The organism is Bordetella muralis, assembly GCF_054781015.1.
This window is the reverse complement of the sequence record NZ_BAAGVF010000004.1, coordinates 169,412-191,869: the sequence shown is the minus strand read 5'-3', so window position 1 is coordinate 191,869 and position 22,458 is coordinate 169,412. Positions and strand designations below refer to the sequence as shown.

20 protein-coding genes are annotated in these 22,458 nt (G+C 58.2%); 9 read left to right on the top strand and 11 right to left on the bottom strand.

All coding sequences use genetic code 11. From position 1 onward, the window contains the following. Positions 1 to 18: 18 nt before the first annotated feature. Positions 19 to 564, bottom strand: a complete 546-nt coding sequence (locus tag ACYVIT_RS09510; protein WP_415807593.1) for an antibiotic biosynthesis monooxygenase — start codon at positions 562 to 564, stop codon at positions 19 to 21. A gap of 304 nt (positions 565 to 868) precedes the next feature. Here ACYVIT_RS09510 and ACYVIT_RS09505 point away from each other — a divergent pair, with 304 nt between their 5' ends. Continuing rightward, positions 869 to 1,423: an NADPH-dependent FMN reductase gene (locus ACYVIT_RS09505; RefSeq protein WP_415807594.1), complete on the top strand. Its 555-nt coding sequence runs from the start codon at positions 869 to 871 to the stop codon at positions 1,421 to 1,423. 673 nt (positions 1,424 to 2,096) lie between these two features. On the opposite strand, the gene ACYVIT_RS09500 is transcribed toward ACYVIT_RS09505, so the two are convergent. Then, entirely contained in the window at positions 2,097 to 2,315 is a 219-nt protein-coding gene (locus ACYVIT_RS09500; RefSeq protein ID WP_094822407.1) for a dodecin, read from the bottom strand. A gap of 355 nt (positions 2,316 to 2,670) precedes the next feature. Between ACYVIT_RS09500 and ACYVIT_RS09495 the strand changes: the two genes are divergently transcribed. Next, positions 2,671 to 3,639, top strand: coding sequence for a LysR family transcriptional regulator (locus ACYVIT_RS09495; protein WP_460478186.1), 969 nt, complete (start codon positions 2,671 to 2,673; stop codon positions 3,637 to 3,639). Between the two features lie 69 nt (positions 3,640 to 3,708). Here the strand turns inward: ACYVIT_RS09495 and ACYVIT_RS09490 are convergent, their stop codons facing one another. The 3 genes from ACYVIT_RS09490 to ACYVIT_RS09480 form a co-directional block, all read right to left on the bottom strand. Beyond that, positions 3,709 to 5,094, bottom strand: a complete 1,386-nt coding sequence (locus ACYVIT_RS09490; protein ID WP_415807596.1) for an MFS transporter — start codon at positions 5,092 to 5,094, stop codon at positions 3,709 to 3,711. 74 nt (positions 5,095 to 5,168) lie between these two features. Next, positions 5,169 to 6,839, bottom strand: a complete 1,671-nt coding sequence (locus tag ACYVIT_RS09485; RefSeq protein WP_415807597.1) for a hydantoinase B/oxoprolinase family protein — start codon at positions 6,837 to 6,839, stop codon at positions 5,169 to 5,171. 1 nt (position 6,840) lies between these two features. Next, positions 6,841 to 8,952, bottom strand: coding sequence for a hydantoinase/oxoprolinase family protein (locus tag ACYVIT_RS09480; RefSeq protein ID WP_415807598.1), 2,112 nt, complete (start codon positions 8,950 to 8,952; stop codon positions 6,841 to 6,843). Positions 8,953 to 9,288: 336 nt separating this feature from the next. On the opposite strand from ACYVIT_RS09480, the gene ACYVIT_RS09475 reads away from it, so the two are divergent. After that, entirely contained in the window at positions 9,289 to 11,130 is a 1,842-nt protein-coding gene (locus tag ACYVIT_RS09475; protein ID WP_415807599.1) for a PhoX family protein, read from the top strand. A gap of 364 nt (positions 11,131 to 11,494) precedes the next feature. Here ACYVIT_RS09475 and ACYVIT_RS09470 read toward each other — a convergent pair whose 3' ends face one another. Together ACYVIT_RS09470 and ACYVIT_RS09465 are read right to left on the bottom strand one after the other, a co-directional pair. Continuing rightward, positions 11,495 to 12,106: a YiiX/YebB-like N1pC/P60 family cysteine hydrolase gene (locus ACYVIT_RS09470; RefSeq protein WP_415807920.1), complete on the bottom strand. Its 612-nt coding sequence runs from the start codon at positions 12,104 to 12,106 to the stop codon at positions 11,495 to 11,497. Beyond that, positions 12,103 to 12,504 (bottom strand): DUF4878 domain-containing protein, encoded by a 402-nt coding sequence (locus tag ACYVIT_RS09465; RefSeq protein WP_179266627.1) that lies wholly within the window; start codon positions 12,502 to 12,504, stop codon positions 12,103 to 12,105. The genes ACYVIT_RS09470 and ACYVIT_RS09465 overlap by 4 nt, the downstream gene beginning before the upstream one ends. 488 nt (positions 12,505 to 12,992) lie before the next feature. On the opposite strand from ACYVIT_RS09465, the gene ACYVIT_RS09460 reads away from it, so the two are divergent. Beyond that, positions 12,993 to 13,943 carry a DUF3829 domain-containing protein gene (locus ACYVIT_RS09460; protein ID WP_415807919.1) on the top strand — a complete coding sequence of 317 codons (951 nt, stop codon included), beginning with the start codon at positions 12,993 to 12,995 and terminating at the stop codon, positions 13,941 to 13,943. Between the two features lie 49 nt (positions 13,944 to 13,992). On the opposite strand, the gene ACYVIT_RS09455 is transcribed toward ACYVIT_RS09460, so the two are convergent. From ACYVIT_RS09455 to ACYVIT_RS09440, 4 genes are all read right to left on the bottom strand, one after another. Further along, a complete protein-coding gene (locus ACYVIT_RS09455; RefSeq protein WP_415807918.1) occupies positions 13,993 to 14,319 on the bottom strand; it encodes a DUF3325 family protein in 327 nt (108 codons plus the stop codon). Next, positions 14,312 to 15,991 (bottom strand): PepSY-associated TM helix domain-containing protein, encoded by a 1,680-nt coding sequence (locus ACYVIT_RS09450; RefSeq protein WP_415807917.1) that lies wholly within the window; start codon positions 15,989 to 15,991, stop codon positions 14,312 to 14,314. The genes ACYVIT_RS09455 and ACYVIT_RS09450 overlap by 8 nt, the downstream gene beginning before the upstream one ends. A 34-nt stretch (positions 15,992 to 16,025) precedes the next feature. Continuing rightward, positions 16,026 to 16,313: an iron uptake protein gene (locus tag ACYVIT_RS09445; RefSeq protein ID WP_415807929.1), complete on the bottom strand. Its 288-nt coding sequence runs from the start codon at positions 16,311 to 16,313 to the stop codon at positions 16,026 to 16,028. A 577-nt stretch (positions 16,314 to 16,890) separates the two neighbouring features. Next, entirely contained in the window at positions 16,891 to 17,784 is an 894-nt protein-coding gene (locus ACYVIT_RS09440) for a LysR family transcriptional regulator (protein ID WP_415807916.1), read from the bottom strand. 323 nt (positions 17,785 to 18,107) lie between these two features. Between ACYVIT_RS09440 and ACYVIT_RS09435 the strand changes: the two genes are divergently transcribed. From ACYVIT_RS09435 to ACYVIT_RS09415, 5 genes are read left to right on the top strand one after another with little or no spacing between them, the layout of a single operon-like run. Next, positions 18,108 to 19,070, top strand: coding sequence for a tripartite tricarboxylate transporter substrate binding protein (locus ACYVIT_RS09435; RefSeq protein WP_415807915.1), 963 nt, complete (start codon positions 18,108 to 18,110; stop codon positions 19,068 to 19,070). A gap of 20 nt (positions 19,071 to 19,090) precedes the next feature. After that, positions 19,091 to 20,035 carry a tripartite tricarboxylate transporter substrate binding protein gene (locus ACYVIT_RS09430; RefSeq protein WP_415807914.1) on the top strand — a complete coding sequence of 315 codons (945 nt, stop codon included), beginning with the start codon at positions 19,091 to 19,093 and terminating at the stop codon, positions 20,033 to 20,035. A 39-nt stretch (positions 20,036 to 20,074) separates the two neighbouring features. Beyond that, on the top strand, positions 20,075 to 20,869 hold the full coding sequence (locus tag ACYVIT_RS09425; protein WP_415807913.1) for a creatininase family protein: 795 nt from the start codon (positions 20,075 to 20,077) through the stop codon (positions 20,867 to 20,869). After that, positions 20,866 to 21,660 carry an HpcH/HpaI aldolase family protein gene (locus ACYVIT_RS09420; protein ID WP_415807912.1) on the top strand — a complete coding sequence of 265 codons (795 nt, stop codon included), beginning with the start codon at positions 20,866 to 20,868 and terminating at the stop codon, positions 21,658 to 21,660. Before ACYVIT_RS09425 ends, ACYVIT_RS09420 begins: the two co-directional genes overlap by 4 nt. After that, positions 21,660 to 22,457 (top strand): maleate cis-trans isomerase family protein, encoded by a 798-nt coding sequence (locus ACYVIT_RS09415; protein WP_415807911.1) that lies wholly within the window; start codon positions 21,660 to 21,662, stop codon positions 22,455 to 22,457. The genes ACYVIT_RS09420 and ACYVIT_RS09415 overlap by 1 nt, the downstream gene beginning before the upstream one ends. The last annotated feature ends 1 nt before the right edge of the window (position 22,458 follow it).

The following is a 22,458-nucleotide window of genomic DNA, read 5'->3' as shown; positions in this document are numbered from 1 at the left end:
AACTACCTCGTCCCACGATTAATTTCTGGCCGACGGGTGGAGCCACCCTCGCAATAGGCGCGTAATAACCGGAATACAAATAAAGGACAGTACCGGCGTCATACAAACCGTCGTGACCAACACGCGCCAGAATATCGGCAAGGCGCTCAATTGCTCGTTCAGCAGCAAACTGAACAGCAGCAACATCGGAAAATACGCCAGCCAGATGCTGACGGCCTGCTTCCAGCGAGGCGGCGCAGTGCGCACCGCGCCAAACCAAGTGTCCATGCCGCTGACCCGATGCACCCGACTCGTACGCACCAGGCTCGCCCCGCGCTCGAGCCACATCCGGCGCGGCAGCGAGTTTTCCCAACGAGCCAGGCTGGCAGCATCGACAAAGCGCAAGACGATCTGGTACTGATCGCCCCCCTCGGGAGGCTGCAACACCCCCGATCCCAAAAAACCTGGAAAGCCTGCTGCCAGGATTTCACCCTGGCGCATCCAAGTCAGAAAATCCCCATAACGTTCGGGAGAAATATGGCGTGTCACCAGCATAGTGACAGGTGCGGGAACATGAGCGGACATACGAAAACTCCTGGCTGCTTGCGGGCCGGTGTCGAACGAGTCCGGCCTCTTAGTACTTACCCTAGCAAACGGCATGCCAATTCGAGGAGCCTCTCGCTACCTGGGGACGATCATCTGAACCGTCCCACGTTATTGCTGCATTGCACCAATCCAAGCCAACGTGCATAGATATCATCGCAAACTGCACCAAAACAGTGCGCCGTGCCACATGCTTTTCCTCGCCATCGATATATGGGTCCGCGTATTGAGGCTGCAAAGACCGAGGTCTACACTAGGCGCTTTCCTCTCGTCTGGAGCACGTGCAATGAGCAACACCAAGATCGCGGTTTTCGTGGGCAGCCTGCGGGCCGCCTCTATCAATTTGCGCCTGGCTCGCGCCCTGGAAAAACTCGCGCCCTCAGACGTCCAGTTTGAATACGCCAGCCTGGGTGACATCCCGCTGTTCAACCAAGATCTTGAGACGGATTTACCCGCGCCGGCAGCCAAACTGAAAGCCTTGATCGCCGAGGCTGACGGTCTGCTGTTCGTCACCCCTGAGCACAATCGCTCGATACCCGCAGCCTTGAAAAACGCGATCGACTGGGGCTCCCGTCCCTGGGGACAAAACTCGTGGCCCGGCAAAGCCGGCGGCCTGCTCGGCACCTCGCCCAGCGCTGCGGGCACGGCCATGGCCCAACAACACCTGCGCAACATCCTCGCCGCAGAGGGGGTCAATGTGTACACAACTCCTGAGGTGTTCCTGCAAGACACCGCCGGGCTCATCGACGATCAGTACACCATCACCAACGAACGCACCCGCCAATTCCTGCAGGGCTGGCTCGATGGCTATATCGCCTGGGTGAACAAGCTCAAGGCATAAGACCAGATCACTGCCGACGACACGGCGGCAGACAACAGAAGCGGGGGAAAGGCTCACACCTTCCCCCGCTTTTTCTATCCACACACCCTCGGCTTATCCCCGTCTAATGTGGACAAGCCACTGAACAGTTTTCTGACAAGCGGGGAATCATCTTTCACGACAAGGACTTACAAGCGCTGATTAAAAAATGCCCAATCAACGTCTGGACCTGTCATTCCATGCATGAAAGTCCAAAAAACGGCATCGACGACAGCAAAAACCTCTTTTTCCATCGATCTCAATGCGCTTTGGGTCCTGAACTATCCACACACCCTGAGCTTATCCCCGCGTAATGTGGACAAGCCACTGAACAGTTTTCGGACAAGCAGAGAATCGCCTTTCGCGACAAAGGCTTACGATGACCGATCAAAAAATGATCAATCGGTGCTTCCACTCGGCTTTTAGCGCCAATCGGTGAACAGACCGCATCCCGAAGCGAAAAATTTCCGGACTCGCAAGGTTTTACACACCCACTCGAACCTGAACTATCCACACACCCCGGGTTTATCCCCGGACAATGTGGACAAGCCACTGAACAGTTTTCGGACAAGCAAAGAAAGTCCTTACACCGCAAACACTTACGATGCATGGTGAAAAAATGCGCAACGATCAGGATCGCTGCGCCAACGCGGCGTCAGGGCTCTTGCTCCAGACGCATCCCGATCTTCAGGCTCACTTGCCAGTGGGCGACCTTGCCATCCTTGATATGGCCGCGCACCTCGGTGACTTCGAACCAGTCCAGATTGCGCAACGTTTCCGATGCACGAGCGATCGCCTGCGTAATGGCATCGTCCGAAGACTTCGTAGACGATCCCACCAACTCGATCTGCTTGTAGATATGGCTATTGGACATTGCTGTACCTCCTAGAAAAAAGGTCCCACGCTTCTGTCACCACGTGACGACGCGCCAATCGCTGGACACCGCCCGTCATGGAGAATCGCCCCACAACACCGGCGGCGCACTCTGCAACTCATTATTGATGTGTTTGTCAGCAACTGCAATGCCTGAGCCTCTGCTGAGGGCAACAAGCAGAAAACCCCAACACCCTCGCGCGGAAATCACCGCGCGCAGACACCCGAACCAGAAATACTTGCCGATCCAAGGCCTGCTTCAGAAAGGATTACGATTGGGGGTTTCCACGTGATCTGGTGATAGCGGGACGTCTTTCATTCCGTATCGCACCCCATCAAGCGTCCCATTCGCGACCATGCGTTATCGCCTTCCTCCTTTAAATACCTTGCGTATCTTCGAGGCCATCATGCGCCGGGGCTCCATACGTCAGGCCGCAGAAGAACTGTGTCTTACCCCGCAAGCCGTCAGCCAACAGCTCAAGCAACTCGAAGCTCATTTGGAACAGCCCCTGTTCCAACGCAATATTCGCAGCCTGACTCCTACCCAAGCAGCACATACGCTGTATGACCACGTGCGCGACGGCCTGGATCGGTTCTCTCAGGGCGTCAGCGCCGTGCAGACCTCTCGCACGGCGCAACAGTTATATCTGTATGTCAGCCCGTATTTTGCGACGGAGTTCCTGGTGCCCCGACTAGGTCAATTCACCGCGCTGTTCCCTGGCATCGATTTTCGGATGGCTGTGGGTGTGGACTTGATCGAGCTCGATGATCGGGGAATGGATGCGGCCATACACTGGGATTACGGTGGCAACGTCGACTATATCGAAACGCCCTTGATCGACGACTTGAAAGTGCTGGTCGCCACGCCCGGTCTGCTGGAACGGATCCCGTTGAACAGCCCCTCGGACTTGCTCAAACACAGCGTGGTCACCTCATTGGTGGCCAACTCGCTCTGGGACGACACGCTGGACCTGCTACAAGTAAAGGAACGTGCCTCGCAACGGGTCATGCTGCTGCACACCCACGCGGCAATGATGGAGGCTATCCTCGCAGGCCTGGGCGTAGGGTTCATCTCGTATGCCGATGCCGTCAGGGAAATCGCTGCGGGCCGGCTCGTGGCGCCCTATGGCGTCGATCTGCTCAAGCAACTGCCCGCGGAAAAAATGCCTCGCTTCACGCTGCTGATCAAACCTGATCGCAAGCATTCGCCGTTGCTCAAGCAGTTCACCGCATGGCTGTTGGAATACGTTTGCACAGAAGACATCGCGGGCTATCCCTCGGCGTGCCGCCAGGTTTCCAGCGCGTCGAACACCGCGCGGCGCTGAGAGCCCCGCAGAAAAACCGACGTCTTCCGTGCGATCTATCACTACGACAGGGGCATCGCCCCTGCATGCTCAATGCGGACGCGCCACATCCCCATGCATGGGTTCGCCGGTACGGTCACGGCTATACAACAGCGCCACCACACCCACCAACGCGCCCAGCATCAAATAATAGGCCGGCATCATCGGATTTCCCGTACGCTGAATCAGCCACGCATTCAACATGGGGGCAGTGCCTGCGAACAACGCCACCGACACGTTGTAGCTGATCGCCATTCCCGTGAAACGCACATGAGGCGCGAATAACGCGGGCACAGCGGCAAAGATGCATCCCAGCATGGCGGCCAGACACAGATTCATCACCATCAAGGCGGCCAGTTTCTCGAGATAGCCGCCCGTCGACAGCATACTGAAGCACGGAATCGCCAACACCAGGATCGCCATGCTGCCTGCCAACATCGTCGCCTTGCGCGTGATGCGGTCGGCCAGCCATCCCATGACCGGGATCATCACGATCAGGAAAATCTGCGGTCCGAGCGACAGCATGAATCCTTGGGCGGGCGCCATCGTCAAGGTGCTGATCAAGTACGTCGGGATATACGTCACCACCGTGTACAAGGTGATATTAGTGACAATGATCAGGCCGCAAGACTGCAGCAGCGGGCCTCTATGCGTTTCAAACAAATGGCGCCAGCTGACTTTGGGAGGCGCGGTCTTGCTTTCCCGAACCGCTTGAAACGTCGGCGTTTCCTCCAGATGATTGCGGATATACAGGCCAATCGCACCCAGGGGCAATGCCAACAGGAACGGCACACGCCAGGCCCAATCATTGATCTGATCCGCGGTGAACAGACTGGTCAGAACCGTCGTAATGATGGCGCCAAATGCAAAGCCGCTGATGCAACCCACCTCGACCCAACTCGTCACGGCTGTGCGGTGTTTGTCAGAGCAATACTCCGCCACAAAAATCGCAGCGCCACTGCCCTCGCCACCCGCCGAAATGCCTTGCAGCAAGCGCATCACCACCAGCAATATAGGCGCGGCGATACCGATCGTATCGTGCGACGGGATCGAACCAATGGCGCATGTCGCCAGCGCCATCATCAGGATCGTGACCGTCAGCACGTTCTTGCGGCCATAACGATCCCCGATCGGACCGAACAGAAAACCGCCAAAAGGCCGTGCGAAAAACGCGACAGCAAACGCCGCCAATGAGGCGATCAACTGCATTCCCGGTTCGCTGGAAGGGAAAAACACTTTGCCCAGGATGGCGGCCAGATAACCATAAACAGAAAATTCGAACCACTCGACAAAGCTGCCCACCACCGAGGCCAGCACGACACGGTTCAACTCTTTCTTGCCGACTTTACGCGGTGCTGTTCCACCAGTGTCTTGCACGTCCTGATCGGAAATTCCGTCCGATATGGGACGGCCAGCGCTGATTGCATTGGTATTCATTTTTTCCCCATCATGTATTGATATTGAATGAACACTGCCGATGCGGCACAGCCACCGGCAGTCCCGCCCTGCGATCAATCAAACGCGTGTGGATAGTCGCGGCGCGCCTCGGCCTCGCTGATATAGCCGTAGTGCACATCGCGCTTGACCAGTTCGGCGGGCCGCTCAGCCGGCTCACCAAAACCGCCGCCACCGGGCAAGTCCAGCACCAGCCGCTGTCCCTCTGCAATCAGCTGACTGCCCTTGGCACGCAACGCCGTGCCGTCGTCCAGCGCGACCTTGCCGGCTCCGCCGTTGCTGCCGCCGTGATGGCCTCGCGCCGGAAAAGCCACGCGATCAAACATCGCGTTCAACGTGAACTGATATCCCTCGTGAGCACCGATCTCGATACGCTGCCCCAGGCCGCCACGCCAACGCCCTGCCCCCCCCGAATCGGGCAACAGCTCCTTGCGCCATACAACGATCGGGCCAATACTCTCCGTCACTTCCGAGGACATGGTGTGCACACCGCTCGGGAAAGCCGTGGTACTCAGCCCGTCACTGTTGGGCCGAGCGCCCGTGCCGCCGGTATTGAAAATCAGCATCTCGTGGCGCGACTCGCGATTATGTTCACGCGCGCCCTGGAAGCGCATCTGCAGGTTCCACAGTGCACTGGCACCCTCGGCAGGAATCAAATCCGGGCGATAGCTCTGCAAGGCTCCCAGCACCACGTCGGGAATCAAATGCCCCAGCACATGCCGTACCGCCACCGGAGCAGGGAACGGTGCATTCAGAATGCAGCCCGCCGGAGCCGTGATTTCAAACGGGCGCAGCGACGCCCAATTATTGGGTATCTCAGGAGCGATGGCGCACTTCAACGCATAACACGCATAGGCCTTGGTATAGGTGAGAGGCACATTGATACCGTACCGGCTCGTGCCCGAGGTCCCTGCGAAATCCGCGTACATGGTGCCGCCCTGCGGCTGCACCGTCACCCGCAGATCAATCGGGCTCTCGTACCCATCGACCCGCATCTCATAGCTGTGTTTACCTTGAGGCAGCGCCGCAATGTAGTTGCGCGTGGCGCGCTCGCTGTGGTCAAAAATAAACGCCGCCAACTCCGTCAGATCAGGCAGCCCGAACTCGTCCAGCATGGCTTCAAGACGGCGCCGCCCCGTATCATTGCAAGCAACCAGCGAATGGAAATCGCCGACCACCTGATCCCGTTCGCGCACGTTATTGCGCAGAATCTCGACCAGATCCTCATTCAGTACGCCGCCCTTGTAGAACTTCATCAAGGGGATGCGAATACCTTCTTCGTACACGTCGCCCGCATCGGGACCAAAGCCGCGCCCACCGATATCCACCACGTGCGCCGTCGAGGCAAAAAAGCCGATCAGGCGAGGCGCCGCCTCCGCTGAGGACTTGCGGTAGACCGGCGTCACCATGGTGATATCGTGCAAATGTCCCGTTCCCATCCAGGGGTCGTTCGTCACCAGCACATCACCCGGCACCAGGCCATCCTCACCGAACTTGGCCACGAAATGCCCAACCGACTCCGCCATGGAATTGACGTGCCCCGGCGTACCGGTCACGGCCTGCGCAATCATGCGTCCGTGTGCATCGAACACGCCTGCCGACAAATCGCCCGCCTCGCGCACGCTCGTGCAAAACGCCGTACGGATCAACGTCGCAGCCTGTTCCTCGACCACCGAGATCAGGCGATTCCACATGATTTGTTCGCGGACTTTGATATTGGTGCTCATGTCACACCCCTTCTTTCTGTTGACGTTGGATGAGTAAGCTGTCGTCCTGCTGCAGGATCAAGCTGTAGTCCGGACTGACATAGGTCGAGGTCTCTTTTTCCGTCACAATCAATGGCCCATCCAGCCGCACGGCACGCGGCAAGCTGGCACGGTCATAGATGGCGCAATCATGGAAATCGCCGGACTTGGCATCGAACACATCGCGTCGATCAATCGGTGGATATTGCTCGCGCGATCCCGCATGGTCGCCCGTGCTCGGCTCGATGCGCGCCGGCATTTCCGTTTCGGTGCGCAAAGACAGCGCCCAGCTCACTACCTCGACGTCCAGCCCGGCCACTTCGTGGCCAAACAGCTGAGTATAGGCCCGCACAAAATTCGCGCGCAAGACTTCAAGACTGGCGTCGTTCAACTCCCCCGTAGGCGCATCCACCGGGATTTCCCAACCCTGGCCGGCATAGCGCATATACGCCCGCAACTCGCGGATGGCATCGTCGCCATGTCCCGTTTCCCGAAGGAAACTCGCGACCTCGTCATTCATCTCGGCAATCATGCCGTTCACAATGCCGGCATCGAACTGACTCAAGCGCATGACCGCGCTGCGCAGTGATTCATAGCCGAAAGGCGCGCGCAGAAATCCAATGGCCGACCCGACACCTGCGCCTGGCGGCACGAGCAGACGTTCCATGCCGAGTTTCTCGCACAGCCGCACCGCATGCAACGGCGCGGCACCGCCATAGGCGATCATCGTGTATTCGCTCAGATCGCGACCGCTCTCGACCGCGTGCATGCGTGCGGCGTTGGACATATTCTCGTCCACCATCTCGGCCACCGCATAGGCAGCCTGCACATTCACGCTCTGCAGCGGATCCGCGATATGCGTCTGCAATGCCTGACGCGATGCCTGCTCGTCCAAGGTAATCGAACCGCCCGCAAACCGCTTGGCATCGAGCTTTGCCAGCACCAGATCCGCATCCGTCACTGTCGGACGCTCGCCACCTCGGCCATAGCAGGCCGGCCCAGGCTCGGAGCCCGCGCTTTCCGGGCCGACCCTGACTTGTTTCAAATCATCGACATGCGCGATCGAACCACCGCCCGCACCGATCTCCACCATTTCGATCACCGGGATCGAAATCGGCATGCCGCTGCCCTTCTTGAATCGATATGTGCGCGCCACCTCGAACGTGCGCGCGGTCTTGGGATGCAGGTCTTCAATCAAGCAGATCTTGGCCGTCGTTCCGCCCATATCGAATGACAAAACGCGATCCAGACCGTATTTCGCGGCAACGTGGCTGGCGTAGATCGCTCCGCCCGCAGGGCCGGATTCCAGCAAGCGCACCGGAAACTCCGCAGCACTCGCCAACGACATCAAACCGCCACCCGAGTGAATCATGTACAGCGGGCACGCCATACCCTCTGCCGCCAGAGCCTGGGCCAGGCGATTCAGGTACGACGACATCAGCGGCTTGACATAAGCATTCGCGCAGACCGTGTTGAACCGTTCGAACTCGCGGATCTGCGGCGAGACCTCACACGAAATCGACACCGATACATCGGGCAACGCGCGCCGCAGGCTGTCACGCACCAGACGCTCATGATCGCCATTGCGATAGCTGTGCATCAACCCCACTGCCACGCTGGTAAAGCCCCCGTCGCGAATCGCATCAATGATGCGGTCCAGGCCTGCCATATCGAGCGGCACCAACTCACGCCCGGACGCATCCAGACGCCCCTTGAGCGGAAAGCGGTCGCAACGCGGTATCAGCGGCGCAGGCAATTGAATCGTCAAGTCATACTGCTCGAAACGGCCCTCGTTGCGCATTTCGATGACATCGCGAAAACCGTCGCTCGTAATAAATGCCGTCTTGGCGCCCCGGCGCTCGATCAGCGCATTGGTCGCGAGTGTCGTGCCATGCACGATGGACTGAATTGCCGCAGGCGCAATTCCTGCTTGTTCTATCGCCAACTTCAAGCCCTGCACAATGGCGCGCTCGGGCTTCTCATAATCGGTCAGCACTTTAGCGGTGTACAGCCGCCCCTGATATTCCAACGCCACATCGGTGAATGTCCCGCCGATGTCGACCCCTGCCCTGCAAGCCAAATTCTTGTCGCTCATGTATTACCCATGTACGGATGAAAGGGTTCTGGCGATGTGCCGCGCGGTCTGCGCCACATTGCTCTGTGCCCATCATCGGCCAAGCCGGGCAAAGATGACAAACAAGTAATAACACGCATTAGGACAAGCCAGGCTAGGCCAGCAATTACCCTTAAGGGACTACCCTTATCCCGCTATATGGCAATTTAATGGCGCTTCTATGACAGCGCATCGATCAAAAAATGTCGAAATACGATGTTTTTTATCTTTAGCCATATCGGCGTCATACAGGCACCGTAGTCTCTCGTCCGCCAACTGACGTTTTACTGAAAAACGACTCACATTACGAGGATCTACATGTCATATTTGACGGACAAACTGCGTGCCCCCAGCCGTGACGCCCGCGGCGAAATCACGGTTCCGGGCCAAATGCTCGAGGACATCGTGGCGGCCAACCCCGCCCGCCGCACGCTCTTGAGAAACAGTATCGGCCTGTCGTTGATCTCCGTCTTTGGTGCAACGCTGACGGCCTGTGGCAGCGGCAGCGATGACGATGACGACAGCGGTGGCGATACCGGCGGTGGCGAGACGCCCGGCCCCACGCCCGAGCCGGGTCCTGATTATTCCGTCACGTTCAAGCCCTTGGACGATCTGATCACCGCAGACATGGTCACCGTACCGGAAGGCTACGTGGTAGACGTGCTGTATTCTGCGGGCGACAAGTGCGCCATCGGTTCGATCGGCTACACCGGCGTGCCGCAGTCCTTCCCGGTCACCGAGAACCAAGCCGGCGGCCAGCACGACGGCATGCATTTCTATCCGCTGGAAGGCATCGACCCGAGCAAGGGCGGCCTGCTGGTACTGAATCACGAAAACGTCGACGGCGAAACGCTGGACCTGAGCACCAACGAAACCCAGACCAACTTGTCCAACGTCGGCGTATCGGTGATCGAGATCGCCCGTACCGACGACGGAAAATGGTCGGTCAACACGAACTCCAGCTACAACAAGCGCTATACCGGCAACACCGTCTATGGTGTGAGCGGTCCGGCCGCCGCCGTGGTGGGTTCGACCGTGGTAGGCACTCTGAACAACTGCGCCAGCGGCCCGACGCCCTGGGGCACGTACCTGACCTGCGAAGAAACAACCGACAACTATTGGGACCCGTCCCAAGCCGAGGAAGGCTACGGCTGGGTCGTCGAGATCGATCCGTACAGCCCGAACTCCACCGCTGTCAAACGTACCGCCATGGGCCGTTTCGACCACGAGAACACCGCCTACATGCTGGACGAGAACAACCGTGTCGCGTTCTACATGGGCGATGACGGCACACCGGGCTGCATTTATAAATTCGTCCCCAACAAGGCTTACGATCCGTCGAACCGCGCCAATAACTTTGGCCTGCTCGACGACGGCACGTTGTATGCCGCCCGCTTTAACGACGACGGCTCGGGTAATTGGGTCGAGCTGACGGTCGGCAAGAACAATCTGACGGTGGGCGCTGTAGACCCGGGCAACTACACCCAGGTTGCCCCGGGCACGCTGCCCGAGTCGTCGCTGATCGACTTCAAGACGCAAGCCGATGTGCTGATCAACACCAAGGCTGCTGCACGCGTGGCAGGCGCTACGTTGATGGACCGCCCGGAGTGGATCACCCTCGGCGCCGACAAGACGGTTTACTGCACGCTGACCAACAACAGCCGCCGCCAACGTACCAGCGCGGCCAACCCCCGCACGCAAAACCAGCACGGTCACATCGTGCGCTGGAAGGAGAATGGTGACTCTCCGCTGGCCACGACCTTCCAATGGGATCTGCTGCTGCTGGCGGGCTTTGACAAGTCCGAAGGCCAAGCCGAGAACGTTACCGGCAACATCAATGGCGACACCTTCTCGAGCCCCGACGGCATTCGCGTCGATCCCCAGGGCCGCCTGTGGGTGCAAACCGATTCCGGCGCCTCCGGTTTTGGGAATAACTCGATGTATTACATCGATCAGAACACTGGCGAATCCAAGCGCTTCCTGGTGGGCCCGGCCGGTTGCGAAATTACCGGCATCGCTTATCCGGATGATCTGACGGCGTTCTTCATCAACATTCAGCACCCGAACGGCGTGTGGAATACGTTGCGCGCAGAGGGTGGTGATGCACGCTCGGCTACCATCGTTGTCCGGCGTGAAGACGGTAAGCCCGTCGGCGCCTGATTGACGTGGCGGGAGGGGTCGTTGCTGTAGGGGCGGCTTCTCTCGAGCGTTCTTGGCTGGTGGAGTTTTACGCTGCCGCTCTCGTAAGAAGGCATGTTCATCATGCGTATTGGGTCTCTTGCGAGCAAGCATATGGTTCTTAAGCGCCAGGGGCTGCCTTGTACAGGCTGTGCCGGCCCTATCGTCCGGTCTGGTCGCCTGCGCGACCAGACTGCCCTTCGCCACCTTCATCAGGCGGGGCGGCTGGGCAAACTCGCTTCGCTCAAACATGCCCAGCCGACTGCCCCCCGCCCGATGAAGGTGACTCGGCGGACTCAACGGGCCGGCACAGCCTGTACAAGGCAGCCCCTGGCTGGCGTTGTGCTCACATTGCGGATGATGACTCTTCGGCCCTGGGCGAGGGGGTGAGTGGATGTAGTTTCTTTGATGCCAGCAATGAACTGGGCAATAGGTATTCGCCGTTCAGCAGTGGCAGATTTAATCGGGTGAAGGGCACATCGAGATTTATGCCGGCTTGGCGCCAGGCATTCCACACTAATACGGTGCAGTATGTACCCGCGGGATCTGCTACGCGAAAGGGTTTGCCTAACATGGCCTGCGCGTCCTGGATTGCTCGGGTGCGATGCGTCGCATCGGCGTCCACGTGATAGATGGCATAGCGTTTTGCGCGCTTGGCGTCGACGAAAAACGCCAAGGTATCGGACACGACGCCGTCTGGCCGGCCCGGTACCTCAGAGGGGGTTGCATGCAGCACGTGCCAGTTGCCCGGCTGACCGATCAGCATCCCCACATGGCTGAACGGGCCGCCGTCCACCGCCATGACTGCGTCGCTGACGGGCTCGGTGCCCTCGCGAAAAATCAGATCGCCAGGTTGCGCGGCGTCGGGCAGCACCACTTCATCAGCATAGGCGTGTGTCCATATCAGCCAGCCGCCGAGACACAGCACGGCCAGCCGGCGCGCGCGAGCCGAGCTCATTTCAACAGGATTTTCCAGCTGTCGTCTTCTTTGATCAGGCGATGGTTTTCGGTCTGTTCTTTGCCGTTCTTGAATTTGACCTTGGAGCGGACCGTGGCCAGCTTGCCCTCTTCGTTGATCTTTGACTCCAGAATTTCTACGCTGTCCAAGCCGTCGTTCGCTTGAATGCGTGCCTGCATTTCGCCCACGATCATTTGCACTTTTCCTTTGGCAGCCATCATCTGCGCGGCGGGAACGCTCGAAAACGAGATTTGCTCTGTGGCTTTCTCTACATCACCCTTCGCGGCGGCCTCGTAAAACGTTTCTACTGTCGACTCCGGCTTGCCACTGGAGCATGCCGTCAAGGCCAGAGCGAATACCGCCATGAAGAAAGCCGAAAATATGCGAGAGGGAAACATCTTCTTTTCCTTTGATAAACGGGAACGCGGCACCAAACGTGCGCATCGCGGCGAATGATATCCAGAATTTTTTATTCATGGCCTCGCACATGCATCAATTTGATGCACACGAATAACTAAACGTATCTTTACAGTTCTTTTGTTGTCATCCGGGTGATCCATCCCTATTAAAGGCGTACACTCCCGCCTGCCTCATAGGCTGACAAAAACGCCTTTAGGCGATGTGAAGCCTGACCGTCGATATGCAAATTTTTTTCGCAGCAAAAAAAGGCCATCCGATTGCGCATGGCCGGCCCGGTGTCTTGAATATAGGCATTGCCCTCTCTCTGTCTGATGTTTCACCATCAGTCTCTTGCGCAGGTCTCTCGCCTGTGCGTCACGGCGCGTCAATGTTCCTGACGAATATCTGAATACGACGGTTGTCTCGTTCCACCCCTACGTTCAATGACGCAGCTTGCCGTCGGGCCGGCAACTGTGTTGGAGTCTATATGTCTTTTCAAATGAAACCCCTGTTCGCTGCGCTCTTTGTTGCTGGCACGCTGATTCTGAGCGGCTGCAATGACGACAACAAGCCAGCCGCCCAACAAGCCGACGCTGCGCAAGTTTCCGCCGAGCAACAGGACATCATCAAGTACAACGCGTTCATTGACGCGGCCAACGGCAACTCGTTTGCCAAGGATCTCGCGGATCACTTGAAATACTACGCGGACGATATCAAGAATAAAAAGCCGCTGGCCAATTATTCGGTGGTGAGCACCTACAACATCAAGACCACGCGCGAAGAGTTGGACAAGGCCCTGGCCCTGCCCGGCGACTTGCCTGAGCTCGACGCCACCGGAAAGCCGCTGAAAGATGCCTTGGCCAAGCTCGAGCCGATCAATGCCGAGTTGAGCAACTACGCGGAATCAAAAGGTTTCCTGGCCGACGACGGCAAAAAGGCCCAGGAAAAAGAAGCAGAATTTGTCGCTGCGCTGACCGAGGTCGCCAAGACCCAGAACGCGTTCTTTGAGGCGATCGCCAAGCGTGATGAGATCAACACGCGCGCAGCCTTTGAAAAGGCTCCCAAAGACACTCTCGAGTATTACCGCGCCGGCCTGATCGTGTACGCCAAAGAGGCCGCCAATCGTTCGGATGCCTTCTTTGAAACGAAGGGCGAGCAGAAAGCCACGGACGCTCTCAAGGAAAGCCTGAACAAGACCGCTGAAATGGTGGACGGCTGGAACAAGAAAGTGACTGAAGCCAAGCCCGGCGGCTGCTCCAGCATGACGATGGCAATGAACAGCTTTCTGAGCAGCGGCCGCAACGCAATTGCACACGCCGCGCGCGGAGACTACCAGCGCGGCCAAGGCATGCTCATGGGTCCGATGCAAATGGACGTGCAGAGCTTTACCCAGGACTTCAACAACCTGATCAACAAGTTGAACGAACAACGCTGCTAAACGCATAGCGTGGGCGAGCGGGCTCGGGTTACCCTGGGCGCGCTCGCGTCTAGTTCAGCCCGGCACGAATTCCCGGCAGCAATATCGCCAACCAACGTGCGCGCCAAGACAGCGTAAAGGCGACCACCAGCGCTGCAGCGGCCAAAGTCATAAACCAGACCAGTGCCGCCATCGTCGCGTGATCCACCGCCAGGCACAGCAGCAAAGCCCCTAGCAGAGACAGTCCACCCAGCCAACGGAGCCGTCGCGCCAGTGCAGGCGAGCACACAGCCTCGTCATAGACCTGCGCCCAGTGCGCCTCCATCGCCAGCGCCAGCCACCCCATGCCGGATAGGGCAAGCACAAAGGCAAACAACAACGTCAAGCTATCAGGCATGTGCAGGCCCCGAGGACTCTGGCTGCAACACGGGCGCTCGTTGCGTGCGCTGCTTCAGTTTGCGAGCCGCAAACAAAGCGACCACTGCGCCTGCCAGCATAAACAAATCCACACCCGCCACCGGCCAGTAGCCCGCGCTCAACGTGCGCAGCAAGTGATCGCCCGTCGTGGTCCAGTTAAGCAACACCGCCACCACGGCCAGTCCCGCGACCGCGAGACACTGCTCACGCCAAGCGGGATTCAGCCGTCCCTGCGCCACTGGCGCCGACCGCCAGAACGCATGCACCATGGCGAGCGCCCAGACGCCCCAGAAAATATAGCGTTCCATCGCCTGCCGTTCCGGCCAGCCTGCTCCCATGGAATCAGGCAGCAATCGATTGGCAATCAGAATCCCCAATGTCGCCACCACCATGCCCGTAACCGTGGTCACCGCCAACGCATCCACCACTCGGGCCCCTTGGCTGCCCTGCTTGGCGTGCTGCCGTTTGCGTTTTTCGACAAAGAATAAAAAGCCCGTGGCGATGCACACGCACCCCATCAGTCCGCCCAACACATACAGCCACCGCAGCAACCAATGACGGAAGTGCTGCAAATGCAGACCTGTCAGAAACTCGTTGACGCTATCGACCGCGCTGCTCGGCGGATCCTCGCGCAGTAGCTCACCCGTGGACGCCTTGAAGTGAATCCCTTCGCCGGTCAAGGCGATACGATCCGTGCCGGCGCGATAGATACTGACATAGCCGTTCGCGTCACCGACGTGCCGCATCGCCAAGAACCCAACCTCTCCGGCCATGCCCTTTTCTGCCCAGCGGCGTTGCGCCTCGACCACCATCGCGTCGACAGAAGCCATCGGCGCAGCAACACCGGCCCGGTCATGCGGCAGTCCCGTTTCCTCGGCATCCAGGCGCTCGTGCAACTCATGCAAAGGCTCTAGCTGCGTATGCGTGATGGGGAAGTAAATTCCCGCAAAGATCACCAGGCCCGTAAAAGCAAAGAAAAAATGGAACGGCAACGCCACCACGCCGGTGAGGTTATGCAGATCCAGCAGGCTGCGCTGCTTGTTTTTATTGGGCCGGAATGTAAACAACTCGCGAAACAGCTTGCGATGCATGATCACGCCACTGACCAGAGCCGCCAACATGATCAGCGCCGCCAACCCTACGATCCAATAGCCGACATCCTTCCAATAAAAGGTCAGGCTGTAGTGCATGGGATAGAAAAAGCCGCTGCCGATCTTGAGTCTGTCATCCGGCAAAGACGCTCCGGAACGCGGATCAATGGTGCGCAACGCAAACACACGCGTATCGTGCTCTTTGGCGTTGGGTACCTCATAGCCGACGAACAACCCCAGCACGGGATCCCGATGCGTGGTGTACGCGCCCCAGACTGACGGCGTCGTAAAGTGCGTGGGGACAGGGCCATTGACCTTGTTGCGCAGTTGATCGATCCGTTCGGCCGAGGGCTGCATCGTTTCGAAAACAGGCTTGAGCACCTGATCAAACGACGGCATAGGCTGCGCCTCGAACCGCGAGGACGGAATCGCCCAGCGATCGATCTCGCGGTCAAACACCGACAAGGCGCCAAAGAAAAACACGATCATCAACACAAACCCGAGCACGAGGCCGAACCAGGTGTGCAACCAGGCCATGCTGAGGCGTAAATTCTGGAACATAGGAGACTCCGGTCTCTTTTTAGTTGTCGTCGGTTCAGATCAGCATGTGCTGAATCAAGGAAGCCGATGCCGTCATCAACCCGCCACCACCCAATAGCACCAACCACACGCGCGGCATGCTGCGGGCGGCAAACGCCCATAGAAAAACCACCAGGAACACCAGGAATCCCAGGATGTTGCACAAGTGCTCGGCGTCGTGAAACTCCATCCCTGCCGCAAACAGGCCGGCGACCCCCAAGGCGATCCCACCCCAGGTGAAGACATAGCCTCCCAGCAAAGCCGCCCCAATACGCCCGGCGATGTGAATCCGTTCTATCGTCATATTTGATACGCGAGTCTTGCGCTGATGCAGTATCACCAGCCCGCTGGGCAGCCCGCGCCCAGCCATCTTTTTTCAGCTAACTGTCAATATTGACACAAAACCGCATAGAAGGAAGAATTTTCTAAAGTCCGATTATAAGATTGATTCTTGTTTAGAACTCAGGAATTTTATCTCCCCCCTGCCCGCCGGCAGCACCTTCCCCCAAAAAAATGCGCCAGTGGATCCACGTCCTCGTATCACGTTTTCCGACGAGATCCCGCCTCCCGAACCGACGCGTAACCACGCTTGCCTGCTTGCCCGGCTCACGCCAGCGTGCATCTGTTGTGGTTAGCGTCGTTGAGTACGCTGGCCATTCCTCTCACGTCGCCGATCGCGTGGACGGTGCCGTCGCTACGGTGGTGGGCATACGGCACCGCGGCGCCGCTGGAAGTGGATGCGACAGCATTATTCGGGTCAGTTGTCTGGGCTTGGGGCTGGCACAGATGACAGCGCTGCGTGTCATGCATGGACGTCCAGATGGCGTATGGGCATTATCTAGATCAACGCCCACTTAATCTCTGCATCTCGCCAGTCGACTTCACTCCAACAGCGGATGCACGAACGGAGATCCACGCACCTGTTCGCAAGTGACTCGCACAAATTGCGCCACGAGTTGCGCCTGCCGCTGGTTGGCCGGATGCACGACGCCGACCTCGCGATGCAGTTGGTGCTCGCCTAGATCGAGAACGCGAACGGATGCCTGATGACGCCCCACATCTTTAATCGGCACCAGTGCGGCGCCCAGCCCAGACGCCACCATCTCCAGGATGGCGTCTACGTCCTGTGACTCCACCTGATATTTAGGAACCAGGCGCTGGCCCTGCAAAAAACGATCGACGACCCGTCCGCCAAAGGACGCGCTGTCATACCGGATGAAGGGCAACGTTCTCAGAATCTGCCGCCAATCATCGCCCCCGACATGCGCCGGGCAGATCACTTTGAATGGTTCCTGCAGTAAAGGCACCCATTTCAACTCGGGCGGCAAAGCAAAGAAAGGCTTTACCACGATCGCAGCATCGAGCTTGCCGTGATCGACCAGGGTTAACAACGGCATAGAGCCTCCCAGCTCCAGATGAGTACTGACATCAGGGTACTCACCGACCAATGCCTGAATGATGCGAGGCAGGTATTGACGCTGCATGCTCTGAATCGCCCCTAATCGCAAATGCCCACGCAACGCCGTGCGTTGGGACTGATCGCACAGCTCGTCATAAAGATGCAGTATCTGGGTCGCTCGCGCCACGGCGTCTGCACCGGCAGCATTGAGCTTCACTTGGCGTCCTCTGCGATCAAACAGCGATGTCTGCAAGGACTCTTCCAGGCGCTGAATCTGCGCGCTGGCAGCGGCCTGAGTCAAGCCGATGTGCTGTGCAGCGGCCGTAATACTGCCGTGCTTGGCGACGGCCACTAGTGTGCGAAGCTCTTTCAACATAGGCGCACAAATAATATTTGTGAATCACACAAAAAAATAGAGTTTTTCAATTACCTAATCTATATATACCATCTTCTCCAGGCTAGACGAAATTGTTCAATTTCCGTTGGCGCCTACCACGCCTGACGTGTCGAAGAATACGGACAAGGCAAAAGTTTTTGTTTGAATTCAAAAGCTTAAAAAATCACAAGGGGGTTTTAATCATGATGTATTTCCGCTTTCTCAAAAGAGGTCCTCATACAGAGATCCCGGCGCCCTCGCCGGGCTGATCATGGCCTGAGTGCAAGTCGTCCACTTTCACTTTCTTCCTATCCGGAGGGGCCATGCACCGCTTTTGCGTCTTATCCGGGCTGCTCGCGATCCATAGCGTGATCGCGTGCACACCGGTGTTTGCTCAGGACTTTCCACTTAAACCCATCACGCTGGTAGTGCCGTTCACTGCGGCGGGCGGCACCGACCTGACCGCTCGTCTGTTTGCCCGCGCATTGGAACGGCAATCCGGTCAACCCGTGACCGTGCTGAACAAGCCTGGCGCAGGTGGCGAAATCGGGATGAGCTACGTAGCCAGATCCGAGCCCGATGGCTACACATTAGGCATCATCAACACGCCCAATGTGCTGACCATTCCCATCGAACGGCAAGCGCAATTCGATCTCGCGTCGTTCGCCCTCATCGCCAACCTGGTCGATGATCCCGCGACATTCAGCGTCCATGCCGATCAGCCTATTCATTCCATTTCTGGCCTCGTCGAGGAGGCCAGACGCAGCCCGGACGGCCTGACATACGGGACAGCCGGCATAGGCTCGGCCGGGCATATCGCCATGCTCATGCTCCAACAGGCCGCTGGTATCAAGCTACGCCACGTCCCATTCAAAGGGACCGCCGACGTACGCACCGCATTGCTCAGCAAACACATCGATATTGCCACCGCCAACCTCAGTGAAGCACTGGCGTTTTCCCAAGGCTCGCCCTGGCGCACGTTGGGCGTCATGAAAGCGACGCGCTCCGCCACGGCGCCCGAGCTGCCAACGTTGGCAGAATCAGGATACGCATTACAAGCCGGCTCATTGCGCGGCATTGGCGCACCGGCGGCCATCACGGCACAGCGCCGACAGCAAGTCGCCGCATTAATAACAAAAGCTGCCAACGATCCTTTGTTCATCGAGGACGCACACAAGGCGGAGCAGGACACCAGGGTGATTCCCGGAGACGAGTACAACAGGGTGCTGCAGGAACAGCAGAAGCAATTCCAGGCCCTGTGGAAAGCATCCCCATGGAACCGTTGAACCCCTTGGAGTCCCACACCATGAACAAAGTCCTCTGCTGCGCCCTCGTTGCCTTGCCTGCACTCTGCTCGGCGGCCTACCCCGCTCATCCCATCAATCTCATCGTGCCTTTTCCTGCTGGCGCGGGTTCGGATCAAACGGCCCGCACGATTGCCGCCTGCATGGAAACCAAGCTCGATTCGGCTCGCATTGTCGTCCTCAACAAACCGGGCGCTTCGGGTGATATCGGCCTGACGGCCTTGGCTCGAGCTGAGCCCGACGGCTACACAATCGGTCTGGTCAATACCCCTGGCGTGATCAGCCTGCCTATCGAACGCAAAACGGCTTATACGCTAGAGAGTTTCGACTTCATTGCCAACCTTGTTGAAGACCCCGGCACGATAAGCGTCCATGCAGACAGTCCCATACATTCGATCCAGGACCTAATTGCCGCAGCCAAAGCCAAACCCGGTGAAATCACCGTTGGCACACAAGGAGTCGGCTCCGCGGGACACATCTCCGCGCTCTCGCTCGAACATGCAGCGGGTATCCAACTTTCTCCCGTGCCATTCCAAGGAGCCGCTCCCGCCAGTGTGGCACTGCTCGGCAAAGTCGTTGACAGCACGATGGCCAACCTGGGTGAAGCCATCACATTTGCCAACGGTAAACCCTGGCGCATTGTAGGCGTGATGGGTGACAAACGGGCCGAGCAGGCACCGGACATTCCGACGTTTCACGACGCGGGCTATGAGGTCATTGGCGGCTCGATGCGAGGGTTGGCTGGACCGCGCGGCATGCCAGCGGAGGTGATCGCCGACCTGAGCCGAGCCGTGGATGAATGCAATCATGATCAAACCTATCTCAGCCGCGCCAAGGCTTCATTTCAACCTCTGCGTTATCTCAAGCGCGACGAATATGTCGCCAGTCTGAAAGCAGTCGACCAGCAGTTACGCGAGCTGTGGACGGTAAAGCCTTGGCAACAGTGAACAGCTCCCTTTTTTCTTGCACACAACAGGCCCTGCATTATGCGAACAGATCAGCATCCCTACGATGACATCCGAGCCTATCTGGCAGAACGCGATACCGTCTTGATCCCTGTCGGAGCCGTCGAACAATACGGCAGCCATCTGGCTACAGGCACTGAATTGCGCATCTGTGAATCCATTGCGACCGAGATCGGTGAGCGTACAGGCTTGGCGGTAATACCCATCGTTCCCGTCAATTATTCGGCCATGTTTCTGGACTACCCCGGCACCTTGTCGGTGGAAATGCACACGATCGAATCCTATCTAAAAGACATGTGCGATGCCTTGGCCGGCCAGGGATTTCGCCATTTCTTTTTCATCAATATCCACGCGGGCTCACTGGGACCGATCGAAAGCGTTTGCCGCCATCTGCGTCGCAAATACGACGCGGTGGGTGGCCTGATCGATGTGTTCTCGATCATGCGCGATGTGGCAGGCGACAGCTTTCAGACGAAACGCTCGCCCAGCGGCCATGCCTCTGAGATGGTGACCTCCGTCGCATTGGCCAAGTTTCCGGAGCTGGTTTTCATGGATCGCGCACGGGCCACGGAATCGCTGCGCCCCTTCACTGCCGACGTCAAGACTGTCAGCAGTGGCAAAGTGTCGCTAGGCAAATCCAGCTTTGCGGTATTCAGCGACATCAGCGACTACGCCCCCATCGGCACACAGGGCGATCCCACCCATGCCAGCGCCAGCCTCGGGCACACCATCTGGGATGCGAGTGTTCAATACATGAGCGAGGCCGCACTCAAATTCAGCACTATGTCCTTTACCTCGGAAACCGCCGCCTCATGAAACAAAACCCACTCAAGCAGCTTTGGACTCAGAACAAGCCTGTATTTGGCACCTGGGCGACCATGGTGCATCACCCTCGCTTTATGAAACTGCTCGCCACGACGGGCCTGGATTTCGTGCTGATCGAAATGGAGCACAGCGACTTTTCGATCGCTGATGTGGCGACACTCTGCCTAGTAGCGCGCGAGGCGGGGATCGTACCCGTCGTACGCCCCGCAGGGTCGGACTCTCATGACTACACGCGTCCGCTAGATGCCGGTGCAATGGGTCTGCTATTGCCCAATATCGAGACGCCGGAGCAACTCGAACAGATCCTGCGTTACACGAAATACTATCCCGATGGACAACGCATTCTGAACATGCGGGGACCGCACACGGACTACATCAAACTGTCATCGCCCCTATCCCAGGCCGCGGAGATCAACACCAACACCGCCACTGTCGCCATGATGGAAACGCGAGTCGGGTTGGATAATCTGGACCGTGTCTGCCAAGTGCGAGGCCTGGACGCCATCATGATAGGCCCCGATGATCTCACCCAGGATCTTGGCATTCCGGGTGATATGCAACACCCGCTGTACCAAGAGGCCGTCGAACATGTCATCGCCACATGCAGCCAGCACGGCATTCCCTGGGGTTTCAGTTGCCAAGACTTGAATGCCGCCGAGCGTTGGATCGCCCGCGGTATCCGCTGGATGCCGTTCAGCAACGATGTCAACGCCCTGTTCAATACGTTCAACACGGCGGCCGCCGGCTTGAAACGCCTAGCAGCGCGCGAGGAAACCGCATAATGCCCGTTCAAACGCTAATGAAAACGACCGCGCAATACCGTCCCTATGGTTGGCGCGCGAAAATTGGGCTGATCGTCCCATCGACCAACACCATCAATGAGCCGGAGTTCTACCGTCTGGCCCCCGAAGGCGTCACAATCCACACGGGCCGTGCCATCAACGCAGGTCCTGCCACACAGGAGAACTACGACCGCATGGCACAAGGCGTGCTTGAAGCCGCCGATCTGATAAAGACTGCCGAAGTGGACGTCGTGGCCTACGGATGCACATCCGGTTCGATTGTCTGCTCATTGGACGAACTGTGCGATGGGATGAGCGAGCGCGTCGGCGTCCCGGCCATCGCCACCGCGGGCGCGGCAGTAGCGGCATTACGTGCATTAGGCGCCAAACGCATCGCAGTAGGTACGCCCTATATCGATTTCGTCAATCAACGCGAGCGCGATTTCCTGGAACAATATGGCTTTGATGTGGTATCGATCCAAGGCCTGGATCTAGGCCATACACAGGAAGAAAGGCGTGATATCGGGCGTGTGCCGCCACAATCTACATTCCAGCTGGCCCGAGCCATCGATCGCACTGATGCGGACGCCATCTTTCTATCGTGCACCAACTTGGCCACACTCGATATGATCGCCGCTATCGAAGACGAACTCGGCAAACCTGTCGTCACCAGCAATCAGGCCACGTTCTGGGCATGCTTGCGCCTGCTGGGTTTGTCCAACGCGATCCCAGGTTATGGACGATTGCTCACCGACCACCTGGCGCCAATCACCCGCGCAGATTACTCATTGGTGTAAG

Excerpts from the sequence above, each read along its gene's own strand:
- ACYVIT_RS09510 (WP_415807593.1), bottom strand. The coding sequence starts at position 564 with ATGTCCGCTCATGTTCCCGCACCTGTCACTATGCTGGTGACACGCCAT.
- ACYVIT_RS09505 (WP_415807594.1), top strand. The coding sequence starts at position 869 with ATGAGCAACACCAAGATCGCGGTTTTCGTGGGCAGCCTGCGGGCCGCC.
- ACYVIT_RS09500 (WP_094822407.1), bottom strand. The coding sequence starts at position 2,315 with ATGTCCAATAGCCATATCTACAAGCAGATCGAGTTGGTGGGATCGTCT.
- ACYVIT_RS09495 (WP_460478186.1), top strand. The coding sequence starts at position 2,671 with ATGCGTTATCGCCTTCCTCCTTTAAATACCTTGCGTATCTTCGAGGCC.
- ACYVIT_RS09490 (WP_415807596.1), bottom strand. The coding sequence starts at position 5,094 with ATGAATACCAATGCAATCAGCGCTGGCCGTCCCATATCGGACGGAATT.
- ACYVIT_RS09485 (WP_415807597.1), bottom strand. The coding sequence starts at position 6,839 with ATGAGCACCAATATCAAAGTCCGCGAACAAATCATGTGGAATCGCCTG.
- ACYVIT_RS09480 (WP_415807598.1), bottom strand. The coding sequence starts at position 8,952 with ATGAGCGACAAGAATTTGGCTTGCAGGGCAGGGGTCGACATCGGCGGG.
- ACYVIT_RS09475 (WP_415807599.1), top strand. The coding sequence starts at position 9,289 with ATGTCATATTTGACGGACAAACTGCGTGCCCCCAGCCGTGACGCCCGC.
- ACYVIT_RS09470 (WP_415807920.1), bottom strand. The coding sequence starts at position 12,106 with ATGAGCTCGGCTCGCGCGCGCCGGCTGGCCGTGCTGTGTCTCGGCGGC.
- ACYVIT_RS09465 (WP_179266627.1), bottom strand. The coding sequence starts at position 12,504 with ATGTTTCCCTCTCGCATATTTTCGGCTTTCTTCATGGCGGTATTCGCT.
- ACYVIT_RS09460 (WP_415807919.1), top strand. The coding sequence starts at position 12,993 with ATGTCTTTTCAAATGAAACCCCTGTTCGCTGCGCTCTTTGTTGCTGGC.
- ACYVIT_RS09455 (WP_415807918.1), bottom strand. The coding sequence starts at position 14,319 with ATGCCTGATAGCTTGACGTTGTTGTTTGCCTTTGTGCTTGCCCTATCC.
- ACYVIT_RS09450 (WP_415807917.1), bottom strand. The coding sequence starts at position 15,991 with ATGTTCCAGAATTTACGCCTCAGCATGGCCTGGTTGCACACCTGGTTC.
- ACYVIT_RS09445 (WP_415807929.1), bottom strand. The coding sequence starts at position 16,313 with ATGACGATAGAACGGATTCACATCGCCGGGCGTATTGGGGCGGCTTTG.
- ACYVIT_RS09440 (WP_415807916.1), bottom strand. The coding sequence starts at position 17,784 with ATGTTGAAAGAGCTTCGCACACTAGTGGCCGTCGCCAAGCACGGCAGT.
- ACYVIT_RS09435 (WP_415807915.1), top strand. The coding sequence starts at position 18,108 with ATGCACCGCTTTTGCGTCTTATCCGGGCTGCTCGCGATCCATAGCGTG.
- ACYVIT_RS09430 (WP_415807914.1), top strand. The coding sequence starts at position 19,091 with ATGAACAAAGTCCTCTGCTGCGCCCTCGTTGCCTTGCCTGCACTCTGC.
- ACYVIT_RS09425 (WP_415807913.1), top strand. The coding sequence starts at position 20,075 with ATGCGAACAGATCAGCATCCCTACGATGACATCCGAGCCTATCTGGCA.
- ACYVIT_RS09420 (WP_415807912.1), top strand. The coding sequence starts at position 20,866 with ATGAAACAAAACCCACTCAAGCAGCTTTGGACTCAGAACAAGCCTGTA.
- ACYVIT_RS09415 (WP_415807911.1), top strand. The coding sequence starts at position 21,660 with ATGCCCGTTCAAACGCTAATGAAAACGACCGCGCAATACCGTCCCTAT.